The following is a 14,364-nucleotide window of genomic DNA, read 5'->3' as shown; positions in this document are numbered from 1 at the left end:
CAACGAGCGGTGGTGACTCCCTCGTCCCTCATCCCTCGCCCCTCGCCCCCCCGAAACGAACGACCCCCGGTTTCCCGGGGGTCGCCCTCAGCGTCTGGCTGTGTCAGCAGCGCTCGCGCTTATGGCTGGATCGTGATCGTGGCGATCAAACCGGGGGACACGGGCTTAATGATCACGTCTGAGGAGGTAGAGCCAGTCTCGACCGGATCGCCCAGCAGGATCGTGCCGCCCGCCCAAGCATTCACCGACTTGTCATTGTAGATCCCGATGGCGACACAGAACGGACCGGGAGGAATCGGAATCGACCACTGCGTTGGAGCCATCATCGCGGGTACGCGTGTAGCCTTCCAGAAGGCCCCGGATGTCCCCGGCCCGCCAGCCGGGCAGGCATGGTCGAACACGAAGATCGCAACTCCGTCAATACTCAGCCAGAATCCATTCGCAAGCCAGACATCCAGGAAGGTGCTGATCTTGTTCCAGACCTGGACGTCGTCGCCCGGATAGAGCATCGGCACGCTGGAGTCGAGGCTGACAACCTTGTTGTTCGCGTCGAGCACAACCAGGCACACCGACGCGCCCGTCGTCGCAACGTCGATCGTCAGCGCGACTTCGCCGTTGGCATCAGTCGTCCCGCTGGTCAGCGCGTTCGCGAGAACCGCCGTCGTGCCCACCGCAGGGCACGACCCGCCGCCGTACAACGCGACCGCCACGCCCTCGATCGGGATATCCGCGCCATCCGCAGGGCCGGGGCGCACAACCGTCTTCGTGATCGTCGCTGTCGCCGCGACGACGTTCGTGATCTCGTCGGTCGCGGCCGGCCCATAGGTCAGACCACTGTCGACCGAGACGACCTTGCCGGACCCATTGATGACGACGACGCAGACCGCCGTGCCGCCTACGGAAACGTCGAAGGTCAGCTCGACCTGCCCGTTCGCGTCGGTCGTGCCGGACGCCAGCGCGCCGGAGGTGTCAGCGACGGTATCGCCGAGCGCCGGGCAGTCGGCTGCCGCGTAGACCGCGACCGTCATCCCGACCATCGGGTAGCCGTTCTCCGGCTGGCTGACGACGGTCTTGGTGATCGTCGCAGTGAGGCGGATCAGCGTGACGATGTTGGTCTTAGTAACACTGGCGCCCTCGATCAGGAGGATCTTCGTGTCACTCAGGTCCGAATCGGGGCCGAACATGTAGCCGGCCGGCGCGCCGACGACGTTGATGTTGTAGGTTCCGGCCACCAGGCTACTCCAGCTGACGATGCCATCGGCATCGGTGTAGCCCTCGCCGTTCTGGAGGTCGCCGTTGACATCCTGGCCGTCGAAGGTGACCTTGACACCCGCGATCGGATTGCCTTCCTTGTCGACGACGATCTTGGTCAGTGTCGCGAGGCCCGGCTGTTCCGGCCAACCCCAGACACAGTCTTCCTGGTACGCCCGGAACAATCCGCACGGGTTGTACCCGTTCCAGATCACCGAGCCATCACCCTGCACCTGGTAATCGACGTTCGCCGAGACCATCGTGAACGGCAGGTTCGCGTGCACCACCGCCGACCCGTAGTACCCGTTCGGCAGGTTGTGCTGCGTCATCGTGTACGCAATCCCGATCGACTGCGCCGGCACGATGATCGTCGATGTCCCGAAGTTCGCCGCGTTGTACCCCGACTGGTTCAGCCAGGTCACCGCCATCGCGTTCGGCAGCGGCAACGGGTTCAAGAGCGCCAGACCCGAGGTCGCCCCCATGCCCGTCGCCGGGTTGCCCTTCTGCACCAGCGGCATCGCCTGGGCGGTGCTCAGCGCAGCAGTGGCGTTGTACGTCATCGCCTGACCGACGTTGTTGTCGTTCCCGAAGTACTTGACGGCGTCGACCGCCACCGCCACTGGCGCGTCCGACAGGATCAGCGCCCCAGCAACCTGGTCGAACATCACGTTCTGCTGGTTCTGGTCCTGGTCCGGCTGGCTCGGCCGGTAGGCGGTGATCATCCCGTGCGCCGACAACCGCTGCGTCAGCACCTGGATGGCATTGCCGTTGTGCACGTACTGGATGTTGATGTTGTTATCGGCGCTAACCAGGTTCGCGACCGAGAAGCCGGTGTTCCAGCCGTTGTAGTCCATGTACACCAGCGGCGCGAACAGCACGTACTGGCCGGTGAAGATGCCGTAGAGCGAATTGTCCCACTCGAAGTTGGCGTTGGAGCCGGTATTCGTCAGCCACATGTTCGTGCCGGCCTTATACCGGTCGGCGATCACGCCCACCGCAGTGTCTGAGTAAATGTGCACCGCGCCGGTCCACCCCTCAGGCACCCAGTCCGACAACGTCAGCTGGTACACCGCGCCCGGGTTCACCAGCACGCTCTGCTGCCAACCGGTCTGCAGCGAGCCGGAACCATCCCCGTTGTTCGGGAAGAAGCGCAGCTCTACCCCCGCATTGGCATCCCCACGCAGGTTCGCCACCGTCACACGGGTGTCCCACGCGCCGCCCGGACCGCTATTCGTCTGCACGATCGGCAGGTAGTGCTCGTCGAACCGCCCGACCTCTGCGCCGCTCAGGCCGTTGTACCCCGAGACCGAGCTGTCCGCCGATGTGGTGTATGGCAGGCTCGCGCCGGCAACCGCCGACTTGACCAGACCAGCAGCCCACAGCGGGACGAGCACGTTCTTCCGCACCGCGATGTAGTCGCAGTCGTTGAAGTCGCCGTCTGCGTTGATGTCGTGCCCGTAGTCGCCTTCGCAGACGTACTTCGTGCCATCGTAGGAGATCTTCTCCTCATAGATGGCTGCCATGACCGGAGCGCCCGGGGCCGGGACTCCGATGGAGGCGGCCGAGAAGGTCTTCGACGCGCCGCCGGCCAGGTTGGCATACGAGGTGTATGTCCAGCCGTCGCCATCACCAACGTAGAAGAAGACATAGCCATCGACGTGCGTCAGGTTCTGGACCGTGACCGATCCGTTCGCCTCACCCAGGCCGAAGCTGTCGTTGTTGTAGACCCACGGGAAATAGACCTCCTGGGCCCCACCAATGGAAAAGAACAGGTTGCCTGGCGCGACGCCCGGGTCCCAACCAGGACTCGGAGCGGCCGCAGCGGCTGGCGTCCCCCCAAGGACGGCCAACAACCCCGCCAGCATCCCCAATGTCGCTACTACCCGAAGAAACCGTGACGGCTTCTTCATCACTCGTCAGTTCCCCTTCCAACGAGACACATCTGCTTGCGTTTCCCCCGACTGCCGCGCTGGCAAGCATCTCCATTCACGCGGCAGCAATTCAGACGTCCCGAGCTATCAGCAGTCCAGGTCGCCGCGCACCACCCCTACCCGCCTCCTTCCGGCTTGCAGAGCAGATCTTCATACGGTGTTTCCGCAGAGTATATCTGTGCATGATCGTAGACACAATACAACTCTGAGAATCGACACTGATCTGCGCTGTAGCAGTGTTTGATGCTTCTGACGGTTATGTCATGGTGGGCGGGAGCTGTGGAGCGGGTCGCGGGGATATCGAGAGTCGCGGGGGTCGGCGGCAGGGAGGAGCTCGCCGGCCGGGCCGGCACGACGGCCGGGAAGCTAGCCGGCCTGTAACCTCAGCGCGCGTCGCCCGTTATACTTCCCGATGGTCCTGACGCCGCCGAATGGGCGGAAGACGAACGATGAGGAATGCCTTTTGTCATCCCACAACAACACGACGACCTCAACACGCCCGGGGCGCGCGGTGCGTCTGGGCATCCTGCTCACGCTGGCGGCGCTGGCTGTGCTGACACTGCAGGCGTGCATGGGCAACTCGGGTCCGAAGACCGGGCTCATTTCAATGGAGACGTTCACGCCGGTTCCTCCGGGATGGAGCCCGACTGTCAACCCAACGCTCGAGGCCCAGCGGACCGCCGTCGCCGGGACAGCCACGGCGATCGCAAACGCGCCGACGCCGACGCTCGGCCCGACCCAGCCGCCAGCGACGATCGGCCCGAATGAGAAGGTGATCCTGCCGACGCCGCCACCGGGCGAGAATGTCGTCTTCCCGCCAACATCGACGTTGCTGACGCTGACCACCCGGTCGACTGCCTTCGCCGGCGTCGGCACCTATAACTGGTGGTCGGTGAGCGCAAACTCCGGCGGCAAGGTCACCGCGCCGTTCATTCAGCTCGACCCGTCGTTCGCCATCGCGGTGGCCGGCGAGCAGGCGCAGCTCTACTTCCAGGACGGCAGCCCGACCCCGCAATCGACAGTGATCGAGGTGTTCCCGGCCGAGGGCAACGTTGCGACCCCGACCAACGCGCAGGGCATCCCGAACAAGACCCCCGCCTTCGTCCGCCAGACAGACCCGGTCATCAGCAAGACGATCGACGGGGGAGATCTGACCTTCGCGCTCACCGTCAACCCCGGCGAGTACCTTGTCTACGCCAAGGTCACCTGGCCGATGGTCAAGGGCGTTGAGGACCAGGGCGACCAGATGACGGAATACCTCTATCGGGTGCGGGTGCAGTAGCGGCAGCCAGCCATGAGGAGCCACTGATGACCGAGCAGCCGGGCCGGCCGCCGCGCAACGTCACGTCGGTCGGCGCGCTGGTCGTCCGCGAATCGTCGCTGCTGGTCGTGCGGATGACCTATGGACCCAGCCAGGGGCGCTACATGCTGCCGGGCGGGCTGCTGGACCCGGGCGAGACGCTGGATGTCGCCGCCGCCCGCGAGGTGCGCGAGGAGACGGGCGTCGAGGCCCGCCCACTGGGGATCGTCGGCCTGCGCTCGCGCTACGACGGCCCGAACACCGACACCTACATTCTCTGGCTGCTGGAGCATCTCTCCGGCGAGCCGGCCGGCGACGGCCAGGAGAACGACGACGCCCGCTACCTGTCCTTCGTCGACATCGCCCAGCGCGACGATGTCGTCTACCTCGTGAAGTACCTCGCCACCCGCCTCGCCACCGGCGCGATCCTCCCCCACTCCCACGCCGACGACTACGCCTACCAGTTCCCCGGCTCAACACCCGATTCGTGGAAGCTGTTTATGTGAGGGATGGGGGGTCAGGGACGAGGGACGAGGGGGTAGGCACGAGTCATGTACCCGAAGGTGACACGGTTTGAGGATCTCGTTGCTTGGCAGCATGCGCGGACGTTAGCAGGTGCTGTATATGAGATAACCCGCAGTGAAGCGATGCGGCGCGATTTCGGCCTGTGCGACCAGATGCGACGCGCCGCGGTGTCGGTTATGTCTAATATCGCTGAGTGGGTTGTCAACGTCTAGCTGTCCGATCGATAGCCACCCGCTTGTCTTGTCATCTTGAGCCGCAGCGAAAGATCTCTCACCCATTCGATGCAGCCCGGCGCAGGGGAGATTCTTCGCGTGCGCGCTCAGAATGACAGGCCACGGGGGGTGGCTGCCGCGCCAACATGTGTGCCACTTTGACGTTGACAGCCCACTGAGGGATACGAACGAGGGACGACACAGGAGTACTTCCGGTTCCTGTCGATCGCCAAGGGTTCATGCGCAGAGGTGCGATCGCAACTCTATCTCGCTATCGATCTCGGGTACATCGACAACACAACCTTCGAAGAACACATTGAAATGGCTGACGGCACCGCACGCCTCATTGGCGCCCTGCGCTCCTCGATCGGCCGTCGCCTCAACACTCTCAAATAGCCCCCATCCCCCGTCCCCCGTCCCCGACGACGTAATGCTCACGGGCGAGGGCGGTGAAGGATTCGAGCTGGCGGGCGACCCAGGCGTCGTCGTGGTTCTGGAGCCTGGCCATGAGGGCGGCGACGGTGGGGGCGGCGTCGATGGCGGCTTCGGCGTCGAGGAGGAGGGCACGCAGGCGGCGGGCGAGGACGTCGTCGAGTTGGACTGGCATTTCATTCTCGATGACGTAGGCGGTCATCGCCAGGCTGTAGGGCAGGCGCGGGTGGAGGATGCCCGGGTACTTCGCCTCGTACTCGGCTGCTTCGTCGGCGCTCGCGCCGAACTCCATCCAGCGTGGTATCCGCGATGTCGCGCCGAGGAGCGGCAGATCGGCCGTGAGGCACTCGCGCCGGGGCAGCGCGGCGACTCCGGCGACGTGGTTGACGGTGTCCTCGGCCATGCGCCGGTAGGTCGTCCACTTGCCGCCGGCGATCGTCACCAGGCCCGAGGGGCTCTCCATGAGGGTGTGGTCGCGCGAGAGCGCGGCGGTCGATTCATCGTCGGCAAGCGGGCGGACCAGTGGACGCAGGCCAGCGAAGACCGCGCGGACGTCGGAGCGACTCGGCTTCCGCGTGAGGAAGCGGTCGACGTGGGCGAGGATGAAGTCGATCTCGTCCTCGTGGGCCTTCGGCTCCAGCTCGGGATCTGCCAGCTCGGTGTCGGTCGTTCCGGCGAGCGTGTGTCCCTGCCAGGGAATGATGAAGATGACGCGGCCATCGTCGGTCTTGGGGATCAGGATGCCGGTATCGGAGGGCAGGAAGCTGCGATCGAGGACGAGATGCACGCCCTGGCTGGGCGCCATCATCGGCTTGACTGCCGGGTCGTCCATCCGGCGGATCTCGTCGGCGAAGACCCCGGTGGCGTTGACGACGGCATGCGCGTACACCTCGTGGCGTTCTCCGTTGACGGTATCGTCGATGACCGCGCCGACGACACGTCCGCCGTCCTTGAGCAGATCGCGGACGGGGGCATCGTTGAGGATGGTCGCGCCTTGCTGGACGGCGGTGCGGGCCAGGATCAGTGCGAGGCGAGAGTCGTTGAACTGGGCGTCGCTGTAGATCACGCCGCCCTTGAGCCCGTCGGTGTTGATCGTCGGGATGAGCCTGGCTGCGCCACCGGCGGTGACGATCGTCGAACGCGACAGTCCGAGCCGGCCGGCGAGCAGGTCGTACATCTTCAGCCCGATACCGTAGTAGGGCAACTGCCAGGCATGATAGGTCGGGATGAGGAAGCGGAGCTCGTGGACGAGGTGTGGCGCATTGCGGATCAGCCGGCCCCGCTCGTGAAGCGCCTCGTGGACCAGCTTGATATCGCCGCGTTCGAGGTAGCGCACGCCGCCGTGGACGAGCTTGGTGCTGCGCGAGCTGGTGCCCTGGGCGAAGTCGCGCGCCTCGACGAGCAGGGTCGAGTAGCCGCGCGAGGCGCTATCGAGCGCGACGCCGAGGCCCGTCGCCCCGCCGCCGATCACCAGCACGTCGAACGTGTGATTGAGCCTGGCGAGCTGTTCGTCCCGACGCATGGTTCACTCCTTCTCCCGTCATCACCGCTCGGACCCGCTGCCTTCGGCATGCTCGTTATGTCGCATAGCTGCTGCCACAGCAGCGAGAACGACAGCGGGACGCGGAACGCAGCTCATCCGCGCTCCGCGTCCCGCATCTCACGTCCGGATCGTGCCTATGCTTCGACCCAGTCGAAGGTGCGCTCGACGGCGCGCTTCCAGTCACGGTAGTACTTTTCGCGCTCTGCCTCGTTCATGCGTGGTTCCCAGCGCTTGTCTTCGTTCCAGTTCTGACGCAGATCTTCGAGGTTGCCCCAGAAGCCGGTTGCCAGGCCGGCCGCGTAGGCCGCGCCGAGCGCGGTCGTCTCGGCGACCTTCGGCCGTACGACGGTGACGCCGAGGATGTCCGCCTGGAATTGCATCAGCAGGTCGTTGTAGACCATCCCGCCGTCGACCTTCAGCGCGGCAAGCTCCGAGCCGGAGTCCTTCTCCATCGCCTCGGCCACCTCGCGCGTCTGATAGGCAGTCGCCTCCAGCGTGGCGCGGGCCAGGTGTCCCTTGTTGACGTAGCGAGTGAGACCGACGATTGCGCCGCGCGCGTCGCTGCGCCAGTAGGGGGCGAACAGGCCGGAGAAGGCGGGGACGAAGTAGATGCCGCCATTGTCGCTGACCGTCTTCGCCATATCCTCGATCTCGGGCGCGCTCTTGATCAGCCCGAGGTTGTCGCGGAGCCACTGGACGAGCGCGCCGCTGATCGCAACCGAGCCCTCGAGGGCGTAGACGGCCGGCTGATTGCCGAGCTTGTAGCAGACAGTCGTCAGCAGGCCGCTCTTCGAGGGCACCAGCTCCGTGCCGGTGTTGTAGATCATGAAGCAGCCGGTGCCATACGTATTCTTGGCCTCGCCGACGCCGAAGCAGACCTGGCCCATCGTGGCCGCCTGCTGATCGCCGAGGATGCCGGCCACCGGCACGCCATCCAGCGCGCCACCCTTGACGTGACCGTAGGTCTCGCTGCTCGATCGAATCTCGGGCAGCATCTGACGCGGCACACCGATCGCCTTCAGCAGGTCGTCGTCCCAATCCAGCGTCTCGAGGTTCATCAGCATCGTGCGCGACGCGTTGGTCACGTCGGTGATGTGGATGCCGCCATTCGGCCCGCCGGTGAGCCACCAGGTCACGAACGAGTCGATGTTGCCGAAGAGCGCATTGCCGGCCTCGGCTTTCTCCAGCGCGCCGGGGACGTTGTCGAGGATCCAGCGCACCTTCGGGCCGGAGAAGTAGGTGGCCAGCGGCAGACCCGTCTTGTCGCGGAAGCGATCCTGGCCGCCATCCCGGGCGAGTTCGTTGACGATATGGTCGGTGCGAGTGTCCTGCCAGACGATGGCGTTGTAGAGCGGCTCACCGGTGCGCCTGTCCCAGACGACGGTCGTCTCACGCTGGTTGGTGATGCCGACCGCGGCGATATCCTCCTTGCGGACGAGACTCTTGGAGAGCGCGCCCTGGACGACTGCCTGCGTGTGATGCCAGATCTCGCCCGGGCGGTGTTCGACCCAGCCCGGCTGTGGGTAGACCTGCTCGTGCTCCATCTGCTCAATGGCGACAACGTTGCCGGAGTGGTCGAAGATCATGCAGCGCGTGCTCGTCGTCCCCTGGTCGATCGCCGCGACGTACTTCTTGTCGGCCATATGGTTCCTCCTTTGAGATGCTTCCCGAACGCCATCGGTCGGGCAGACGCTAATCGCCGTCGTGCGCAACGTCCGCGCCACGCGGTTGTGGCTCGGGCTCCTTGGGCAGCGGCAGCATCGGCTTCACGAGGAAGTCGTAGAAGAACGCGCCGGCCACGCCGCCGAGTAGCGGGGCAATGATCGGCACGAGGAAGTACGAGTCCTTGAACGCGATATTGTCGCCCGACAGGAAGATGCCGGAGAACAGGCGTGGCCCGAGGTCACGGGCCGGGTTGATCGCGTACCCGGTCGGGCCGCCGAGCGAGAGACCGATTGCCAGGACGGCCATGCCAACCATGAACGGCCAGAGATTCGCGCCCGGCCCGATGTTGCGGATGTTGTCGACGATGGCATAGATCAGCAGCACCAGCATGAAGGTGCCGACAAACTCGGCGAAATACAGGTTGAACCACGCCCCATCGTAGTACTTGCTCGGGCCGGTATAGAAGACATTTTTCCAGCCCTGGCCGTCGAAATCCCCCTTGTAGAGGACCCAGACGAGGAATGCGCCGACGAACCCGCCAGCGACCTGGACGATCCAGTAGAAGATGCCGGTTGTCACATCCATCGTTCTGCGCGCCATTGCGGCGGCGGTAACGGCAGGGTTGATATGCGCGCCGGTGATTCCGCCAGCGACATAGACCGCCATCACGACGGCGAAGGCCCAGCCCAGGGCGATCGTATTCCAATCGTAGCCTGCCCACGGGTTGTCAGGCGCGACACCCAGACGTGAGGCGAAGACCGTGTTAGCGACAACGCCATCACCCAATAACAACAGGAACGCAGTGCCGATGAACTCGGCCCATAATTTCGCCGAAAGGGTATCCCGACGCATCCACGTGCTCCCTTTATTCTTGATTCATATCGATCGTAACTGGAACGCGCGCGCGGCCTGCATGGATCAACGCGCGCCGCGACCCCTGCGCGGACGGGCATCCTCCCTTTCCGTATCGTTGCCGTCCGAGAGTCCGAACGGCGAAACCCGCGCTCCCGGCGTTAGAGTCACGGACTCTGGCGTCGGCCGGCGGGAAGCGTTTGTGATGCGCTGCGCCGACAGCCATCTTCGGGGTCGGCTTTTATGCCTCGACGCCACCTCGCTCCAGAATCGGCAGCGATCACGTCGGGCGATAAGACACCGTTACAGATAGTCCACCATGGGGCGATTGTCAATGCGCCACGCGGCCAAACCAATGGCACGAACAATGCATGCCACGTTCCACCGTTGACCGCTCGCGCAACCGCGCCGGAAGACCGAAGATACAAGGGAGTGAGACTCGCGTGGATCCAGAAACCAGTTCCCCGTGAGTGACCTGGCGGCGGATCACACGTAACTACCGGCAAGACCACCACAGCCTTGTGATGGAGGAGACTCGTGAAGAAGCTTATCAATAAGGTCGACGATGTCGTCCGCGAGTCGCTGGAAGGTATCGCCGCGGCCCATCCGTCGTTGCTGCGGGTTGATCCCGAGCTCAAGGTGATCGTGCGCGCCGACGCGCCGATCGCCGGGAAGGTCGGCGTCGTCTCCGGTGGCGGCAGCGGTCACGAGCCGCTGCATGGCGGTTTCGTCGGCATGGGCATGCTCGACGCCGCTTGCCCCGGCGAGGTATTCACGTCACCTGTCCCGGATCAGATGCTGGCCGCGACGAAGGCGGTCGACGGCGGCGCTGGGATCATCCATATCGTGAAGAACTACACTGGCGACATCATGAACTTCGAGCTCGCGGCGGAGTTGGCCGAGGTTGAGGGGATCACTGTGCGGAGCGTCGTCATCAACGACGATGTCGCCGTCCAGGACAGTCTCTACACCGCCGGCCGGCGCGGCGTCGGCGGGACGGTGCTGGCCGAGAAGATCACCGGCGCGCTGGCGGAGCGCAGGGCCAGCCTCGATGACGTCGCCGCGATCTGCCGGAAGGTGAACAACAATGTCCGCACCATGGGCATGGCGCTGACCTCCTGCACGGTGCCAGCCGCCGGCAAGCCGACATTCGACCTCGCCGAGAACGAGATGGAGATCGGCATCGGAATCCATGGTGAACCAGGCCGGCATCGACTGCCACTGGCGCCGGCCGACGAGATCGTCGACATGTTGACGACACCGATCGTTGACGATCTCGGTCTCCGGCAGGGCGAGCAGGTGCTGGCCTTCGTCAATGGGATGGGCGGCACCCCGCTGATGGAGCTTTACATCGTCTATCGCCACCTCGACAGGATCCTCCGAGGTCAGGGCGTTACGATCGTCCGTTCGCTCGTCGGCAACTACATCACGTCGCTGGAGATGGCCGGCACATCGATCACACTGCTGCGGCTGGACAACGAGCTGACCGATCTGTGGGACGCGCCAGTCCACACGGCCGCGCTGCGTTGGGGCGTATGATCCCGGCGACGCACGACGTAGCGGGTTGAGGAGGCTGGATGGGTAACACGGACGGATTGGGGCTCGCGATCGTCGAGCGGGTTCAGGCCACGCTTGCCGAGCACTCGGTCGAGCTGACCCAACTCGACGCGGCGATCGGCGATGGCGACCACGGCACCAACATGAACCGCGGATTCACCGCCGCATGGGCGAAGGTTCAGGAGCAATCGGACCAGTCGCTGGCCGCAGTGATCAAGGCGGTTGCGATGACGTTGATCTCGACCGTTGGCGGCGCTGCCGGCCCCCTCTACGGCACGGCGTTCCTGCGCGCATCGGCGGTCATTCCCGCCAATGGCGCAACGACGACGACAGATCTCGCAGCCGCGATGAAGGCGGCGCTGGAGGGAGTCCAGGCGCGCGGCAAGGCGACGACGGGCGAGAAGACGATGGTCGACGCGATTTCACCCGCAGTCGATGCGTTGACCGCGGCCGTCGAGGCGGGCGCCAGCGCGGTCGACGCGCTCGACCGTGCCGCCGAGGCCGCCCGCCAGGGGATGGAATCGACCATCCCGCTGCTGGCGACCAAGGGCCGCGCCAGCTACCTCGGCGAGCGCAGCATCGGGCATCAGGACCCGGGAGCGACGTCGTCGTACTACATCCTTCGCGCGATCGCCGACCTCGTCCGTGAACGAGCGGACGCCTGACGAACGTCAGCGACAGGGGAGAGCATGCCGGTCGGGATCGTCATCGTCAGTCATAGCCGGAAGCTCGCCGAGGGTGTCCGGGAAATGGCCGAGCAGATGGCCGGAGGGCTCATCACGATCCGAGCCGTGGGTGGCTCTGCGGATGGCTCGCTCGGCACCGACCCCGGCGGGATCTGCGAGGCGCTAACGGCCGCCGACACCGGCGATGGCATCCTCGTGCTGATGGATCTCGGCTCGGCAGTGATGAGCGCCGAGACGGCGTTGGAGCTGGCAGGCGACACACTCACCTCACGAGTTGTCCTCAGCGATGCGCCGCTCGTCGAAGGCGCGGTCATCGCCGCGGTCGAGGCCTCCATTGGCGGCGGGCTCGACGAGGTCGCGGCCGCCGCTCTCGGGGCCAGAAGCCTGACCAAGATCACACACTGACAAACGCAAGCGCGAGAGGATGCGGCGGCGATGCGGGAGGCCCGACTGACGATCACCCACCCAGCGGGGCTACACGCGCGCCCGGCTGCCCTGCTCGTCCGGACCGCGGCCAGGTTCGACGCCGCAATCCGGCTGACCAACCTGACCAGGAACCCCCTGCGAGACGCCGACGCCAAGAGCATCCTCAGCCTGATGACGCTTGGCGTCGAGCATGATCACATCATTCTCATCCGCGCCGACGGGCCGGACGAAGACGCCGCGATCATCGCGCTGAGCTCTCTTATCGAGCGCGGCCTCGACGAGGTTGCGCCATGACCACCGAGATCCTGACCGGCACACCCGCAGCCGATGGGATCGGGATCGGCAGAATCGTGACGTACCGACGACGCGCGCCGAGCGCCGAACGCCCACCGCTGCAGGCCGGCGAGATCGAGCCAGAGCTTCGCCGGTTCCGGGATGCCGTCGAGGTGACGCGTCGTCGTATCGCGACCGCCCGGGCAACGACCGCCGAACGCGCCGGCCAGCGGGAAGCCGCGATCTTCGACGCCCAGAGCCTGTTCCTCGATGATCCGGCCTTCGTTGGCGAGATCGAGCGCGCAATCGGCGAGAGGCACGCGCGCGCCGAGAGCGCAATCGAAACAGTGACCGCATCGGTCGAGAGCATGTTCGCCGCGCTCGACGATGACTATCTCCGGGCCCGGGCCGACGATGCGCGAGACGTCGCGTCGCAGCTGCTCCAGTCGCTGGACGGCGGAGAGGCAAGTACTGCGATCGACTTGCCAACCGAGGCGATCATCGTCGCGGATGAGCTGTTCCCATCGGACACGACACGCATGGATGTCTCGCGACTGGCCGGGATCGCGACCGAACGTGGCAGCACAACTGCCCATGTCGCGATCCTCGCCCGGGCACTCGGCATCCCGACGGTCGTCGGCGTCGCGGGGCTGCTCCGGCGTGCGGTCGACGGCCAGGTCGCAATCCTCGATGGCGACGCCGGCCAGCTAATCCTGTCGCCAGACGACAATGCGCTCGCAGCCGCCGGGGAGCGGATGGCGCTCGCGAGCGCCGAACGTGAGCGCCTTGCCACCGACCGCGATCTGCCGGCCGTGACACTGGACGGAGAACGTGTCGAGCTTCGGGCAAACATCGGAACATCAGCCGAGGCGGCGGTCGCGCTGGAGCGCGGCGCAGAAGGGATCGGGCTGTTCCGCACCGAGTTCCTGTTCGTCGACCAGCCGATGTTGCCGGACGAGGAAGCGCAGTACACCGCCTACCGAGATGCGGCCGAGGTGATGGGCGAACGCCCGGTCATTATCCGCACGCTCGACGCCGGAGGCGACAAGCCACTGCCCGGCATCAGCAACGGCGGGCCGGCTGAGATGAACCCGTTCCTTGGCGTTCGCGGGCTGCGCCTGTCACTAGCCCATCCCGACCCATTCCGAACCCAGCTCCGCGCCCTGCTACGCGCGGCGACGGCCGGCAACATCTGGATCATGTTCCCGATGGTTGCGACCGTTGGCGATGTCCACGCGGCGCGCCGCTTCGTCGACGATGTTGCCGGGGAGTTGGCATCCGAGGGCATACCCCACCGGGACGACACTCCGCTAGGGATCATGATTGAGGTGCCGAGCGCGGCCATCGCGATCGACCTGCTGATCCGGGAGGTCGATTTCGTCAGCATCGGCACCAACGATCTGGTCCAGTACACGCTCGCCGTTGACCGCACGAACCCGGCGCTGGCGGCGCAGTATCCCGCGTTCGACGTCGCCGTCCTGCGGCTCATTCATGACGTGCTGGCGACGGCCCGCGCGGCCGGCAAGCACGCCGGCATCTGCGGCGAGATGGCCGGCGACCCGGTCGCAATCCCCCTACTGATCGGTCTTGGCGCCCGCGAGCTCAGCATGGGGAGCGCCCGGCTGGATGCCGCCCGGCAGTTGATCCGCATGACGGACAGCACCGACGCCCGGCGCGACGCCGAGGCGCGGATGGGGCGAAAGACGTGAGG

General features: G+C 65.6%; 12 protein-coding genes. 8 read left to right on the top strand and 4 right to left on the bottom strand.

From position 1 onward, the window contains the following. Positions 1-119: 119 nt before the first annotated feature. A complete protein-coding gene (locus tag V9F06_03695) occupies positions 120-3,161 on the bottom strand; it encodes a hypothetical protein (protein ID MEI2616733.1) in 3,042 nt (1,013 codons plus the stop codon). Between the two features lie 264 nt (positions 3,162-3,425). Between V9F06_03695 and V9F06_03690 the strand changes: the two genes are divergently transcribed. The 3 genes from V9F06_03690 to V9F06_03680 all read left to right on the top strand — a co-directional run bounded on the left by V9F06_03690 (position 3,426) and on the right by V9F06_03680 (position 4,988). After that, positions 3,426-3,563, top strand: a complete 138-nt coding sequence (locus V9F06_03690; GenBank protein MEI2616732.1) for a hypothetical protein — start codon at positions 3,426-3,428, stop codon at positions 3,561-3,563. Between the two features lie 82 nt (positions 3,564-3,645). Then, complete coding sequence (locus tag V9F06_03685; protein ID MEI2616731.1) at positions 3,646-4,464, top strand: hypothetical protein; 819 nt, start codon at positions 3,646-3,648, stop codon at positions 4,462-4,464. 26 nt (positions 4,465-4,490) lie between these two features. Then, positions 4,491-4,988, top strand: a complete 498-nt coding sequence (locus V9F06_03680) for an NUDIX domain-containing protein (protein ID MEI2616730.1) — start codon at positions 4,491-4,493, stop codon at positions 4,986-4,988. A gap of 619 nt (positions 4,989-5,607) precedes the next feature. On the opposite strand, the gene V9F06_03675 is transcribed toward V9F06_03680, so the two are convergent. The 3 genes from V9F06_03675 to V9F06_03665 form a co-directional block, all read right to left on the bottom strand. Next, complete coding sequence (locus V9F06_03675) at positions 5,608-7,173, bottom strand: FAD-dependent oxidoreductase (GenBank protein MEI2616729.1); 1,566 nt, start codon at positions 7,171-7,173, stop codon at positions 5,608-5,610. Between the two features lie 155 nt (positions 7,174-7,328). Beyond that, entirely contained in the window at positions 7,329-8,837 is a 1,509-nt protein-coding gene (gene glpK / locus V9F06_03670; GenBank protein ID MEI2616728.1) for a glycerol kinase GlpK, read from the bottom strand. Between the two features lie 49 nt (positions 8,838-8,886). Further along, positions 8,887-9,711 (bottom strand): MIP/aquaporin family protein, encoded by an 825-nt coding sequence (locus V9F06_03665; GenBank protein MEI2616727.1) that lies wholly within the window; start codon positions 9,709-9,711, stop codon positions 8,887-8,889. 537 nt (positions 9,712-10,248) lie between these two features. On the opposite strand from V9F06_03665, the gene dhaK reads away from it, so the two are divergent. Genes dhaK through ptsP form a run of 5 tightly spaced genes read left to right on the top strand, consistent with a single transcriptional unit; the run spans position 10,249 to position 14,362 of the window. After that, the gene (dhaK, locus tag V9F06_03660; protein MEI2616726.1) at positions 10,249-11,250 is read left to right on the top strand and encodes a dihydroxyacetone kinase subunit DhaK; all 1,002 of its coding nucleotides are present in this window, start codon (positions 10,249-10,251) and stop codon (positions 11,248-11,250) included. Positions 11,251-11,288: 38 nt separating this feature from the next. Continuing rightward, positions 11,289-11,933 (top strand): dihydroxyacetone kinase subunit DhaL, encoded by a 645-nt coding sequence (gene dhaL, locus V9F06_03655; GenBank protein ID MEI2616725.1) that lies wholly within the window; start codon positions 11,289-11,291, stop codon positions 11,931-11,933. Between the two features lie 24 nt (positions 11,934-11,957). Next, positions 11,958-12,359, top strand: coding sequence for a dihydroxyacetone kinase phosphoryl donor subunit DhaM (gene dhaM, locus V9F06_03650; protein MEI2616724.1), 402 nt, complete (start codon positions 11,958-11,960; stop codon positions 12,357-12,359). 30 nt (positions 12,360-12,389) lie between these two features. Continuing rightward, positions 12,390-12,674, top strand: coding sequence for an HPr family phosphocarrier protein (locus tag V9F06_03645; GenBank protein ID MEI2616723.1), 285 nt, complete (start codon positions 12,390-12,392; stop codon positions 12,672-12,674). Further along, positions 12,671-14,362: a phosphoenolpyruvate--protein phosphotransferase gene (gene ptsP, locus V9F06_03640; protein ID MEI2616722.1), complete on the top strand. Its 1,692-nt coding sequence runs from the start codon at positions 12,671-12,673 to the stop codon at positions 14,360-14,362. Before V9F06_03645 ends, ptsP begins: the two co-directional genes overlap by 4 nt. Positions 14,363-14,364: the final 2 nt, after the last annotated feature.

The sequence above is a fragment of the Thermomicrobiales bacterium genome (assembly GCA_037045155.1).
GTDB lineage: Bacteria > Chloroflexota > Chloroflexia > Thermomicrobiales > CFX8 > JAMLIA01.
Note: the sequence above shows the minus strand (reverse complement) of the source record. Positions and strands in the feature narration are given on the sequence as shown.

Excerpts from the sequence above, each read along its gene's own strand:
- dhaM (MEI2616724.1), top strand. The coding sequence starts at position 11,958 with ATGCCGGTCGGGATCGTCATCGTCAGTCATAGCCGGAAGCTCGCCGAG.
- V9F06_03645 (MEI2616723.1), top strand. The coding sequence starts at position 12,390 with ATGCGGGAGGCCCGACTGACGATCACCCACCCAGCGGGGCTACACGCG.
- V9F06_03665 (MEI2616727.1), bottom strand. The coding sequence starts at position 9,711 with ATGCGTCGGGATACCCTTTCGGCGAAATTATGGGCCGAGTTCATCGGC.
- V9F06_03675 (MEI2616729.1), bottom strand. The coding sequence starts at position 7,173 with ATGCGTCGGGACGAACAGCTCGCCAGGCTCAATCACACGTTCGACGTG.
- ptsP (MEI2616722.1), top strand. The coding sequence starts at position 12,671 with ATGACCACCGAGATCCTGACCGGCACACCCGCAGCCGATGGGATCGGG.
- dhaL (MEI2616725.1), top strand. The coding sequence starts at position 11,289 with ATGGGTAACACGGACGGATTGGGGCTCGCGATCGTCGAGCGGGTTCAG.
- V9F06_03690 (MEI2616732.1), top strand. The coding sequence starts at position 3,426 with ATGCTTCTGACGGTTATGTCATGGTGGGCGGGAGCTGTGGAGCGGGTC.
- V9F06_03680 (MEI2616730.1), top strand. The coding sequence starts at position 4,491 with ATGACCGAGCAGCCGGGCCGGCCGCCGCGCAACGTCACGTCGGTCGGC.
- glpK (MEI2616728.1), bottom strand. The coding sequence starts at position 8,837 with ATGGCCGACAAGAAGTACGTCGCGGCGATCGACCAGGGGACGACGAGC.
- V9F06_03695 (MEI2616733.1), bottom strand. The coding sequence starts at position 3,161 with ATGAAGAAGCCGTCACGGTTTCTTCGGGTAGTAGCGACATTGGGGATG.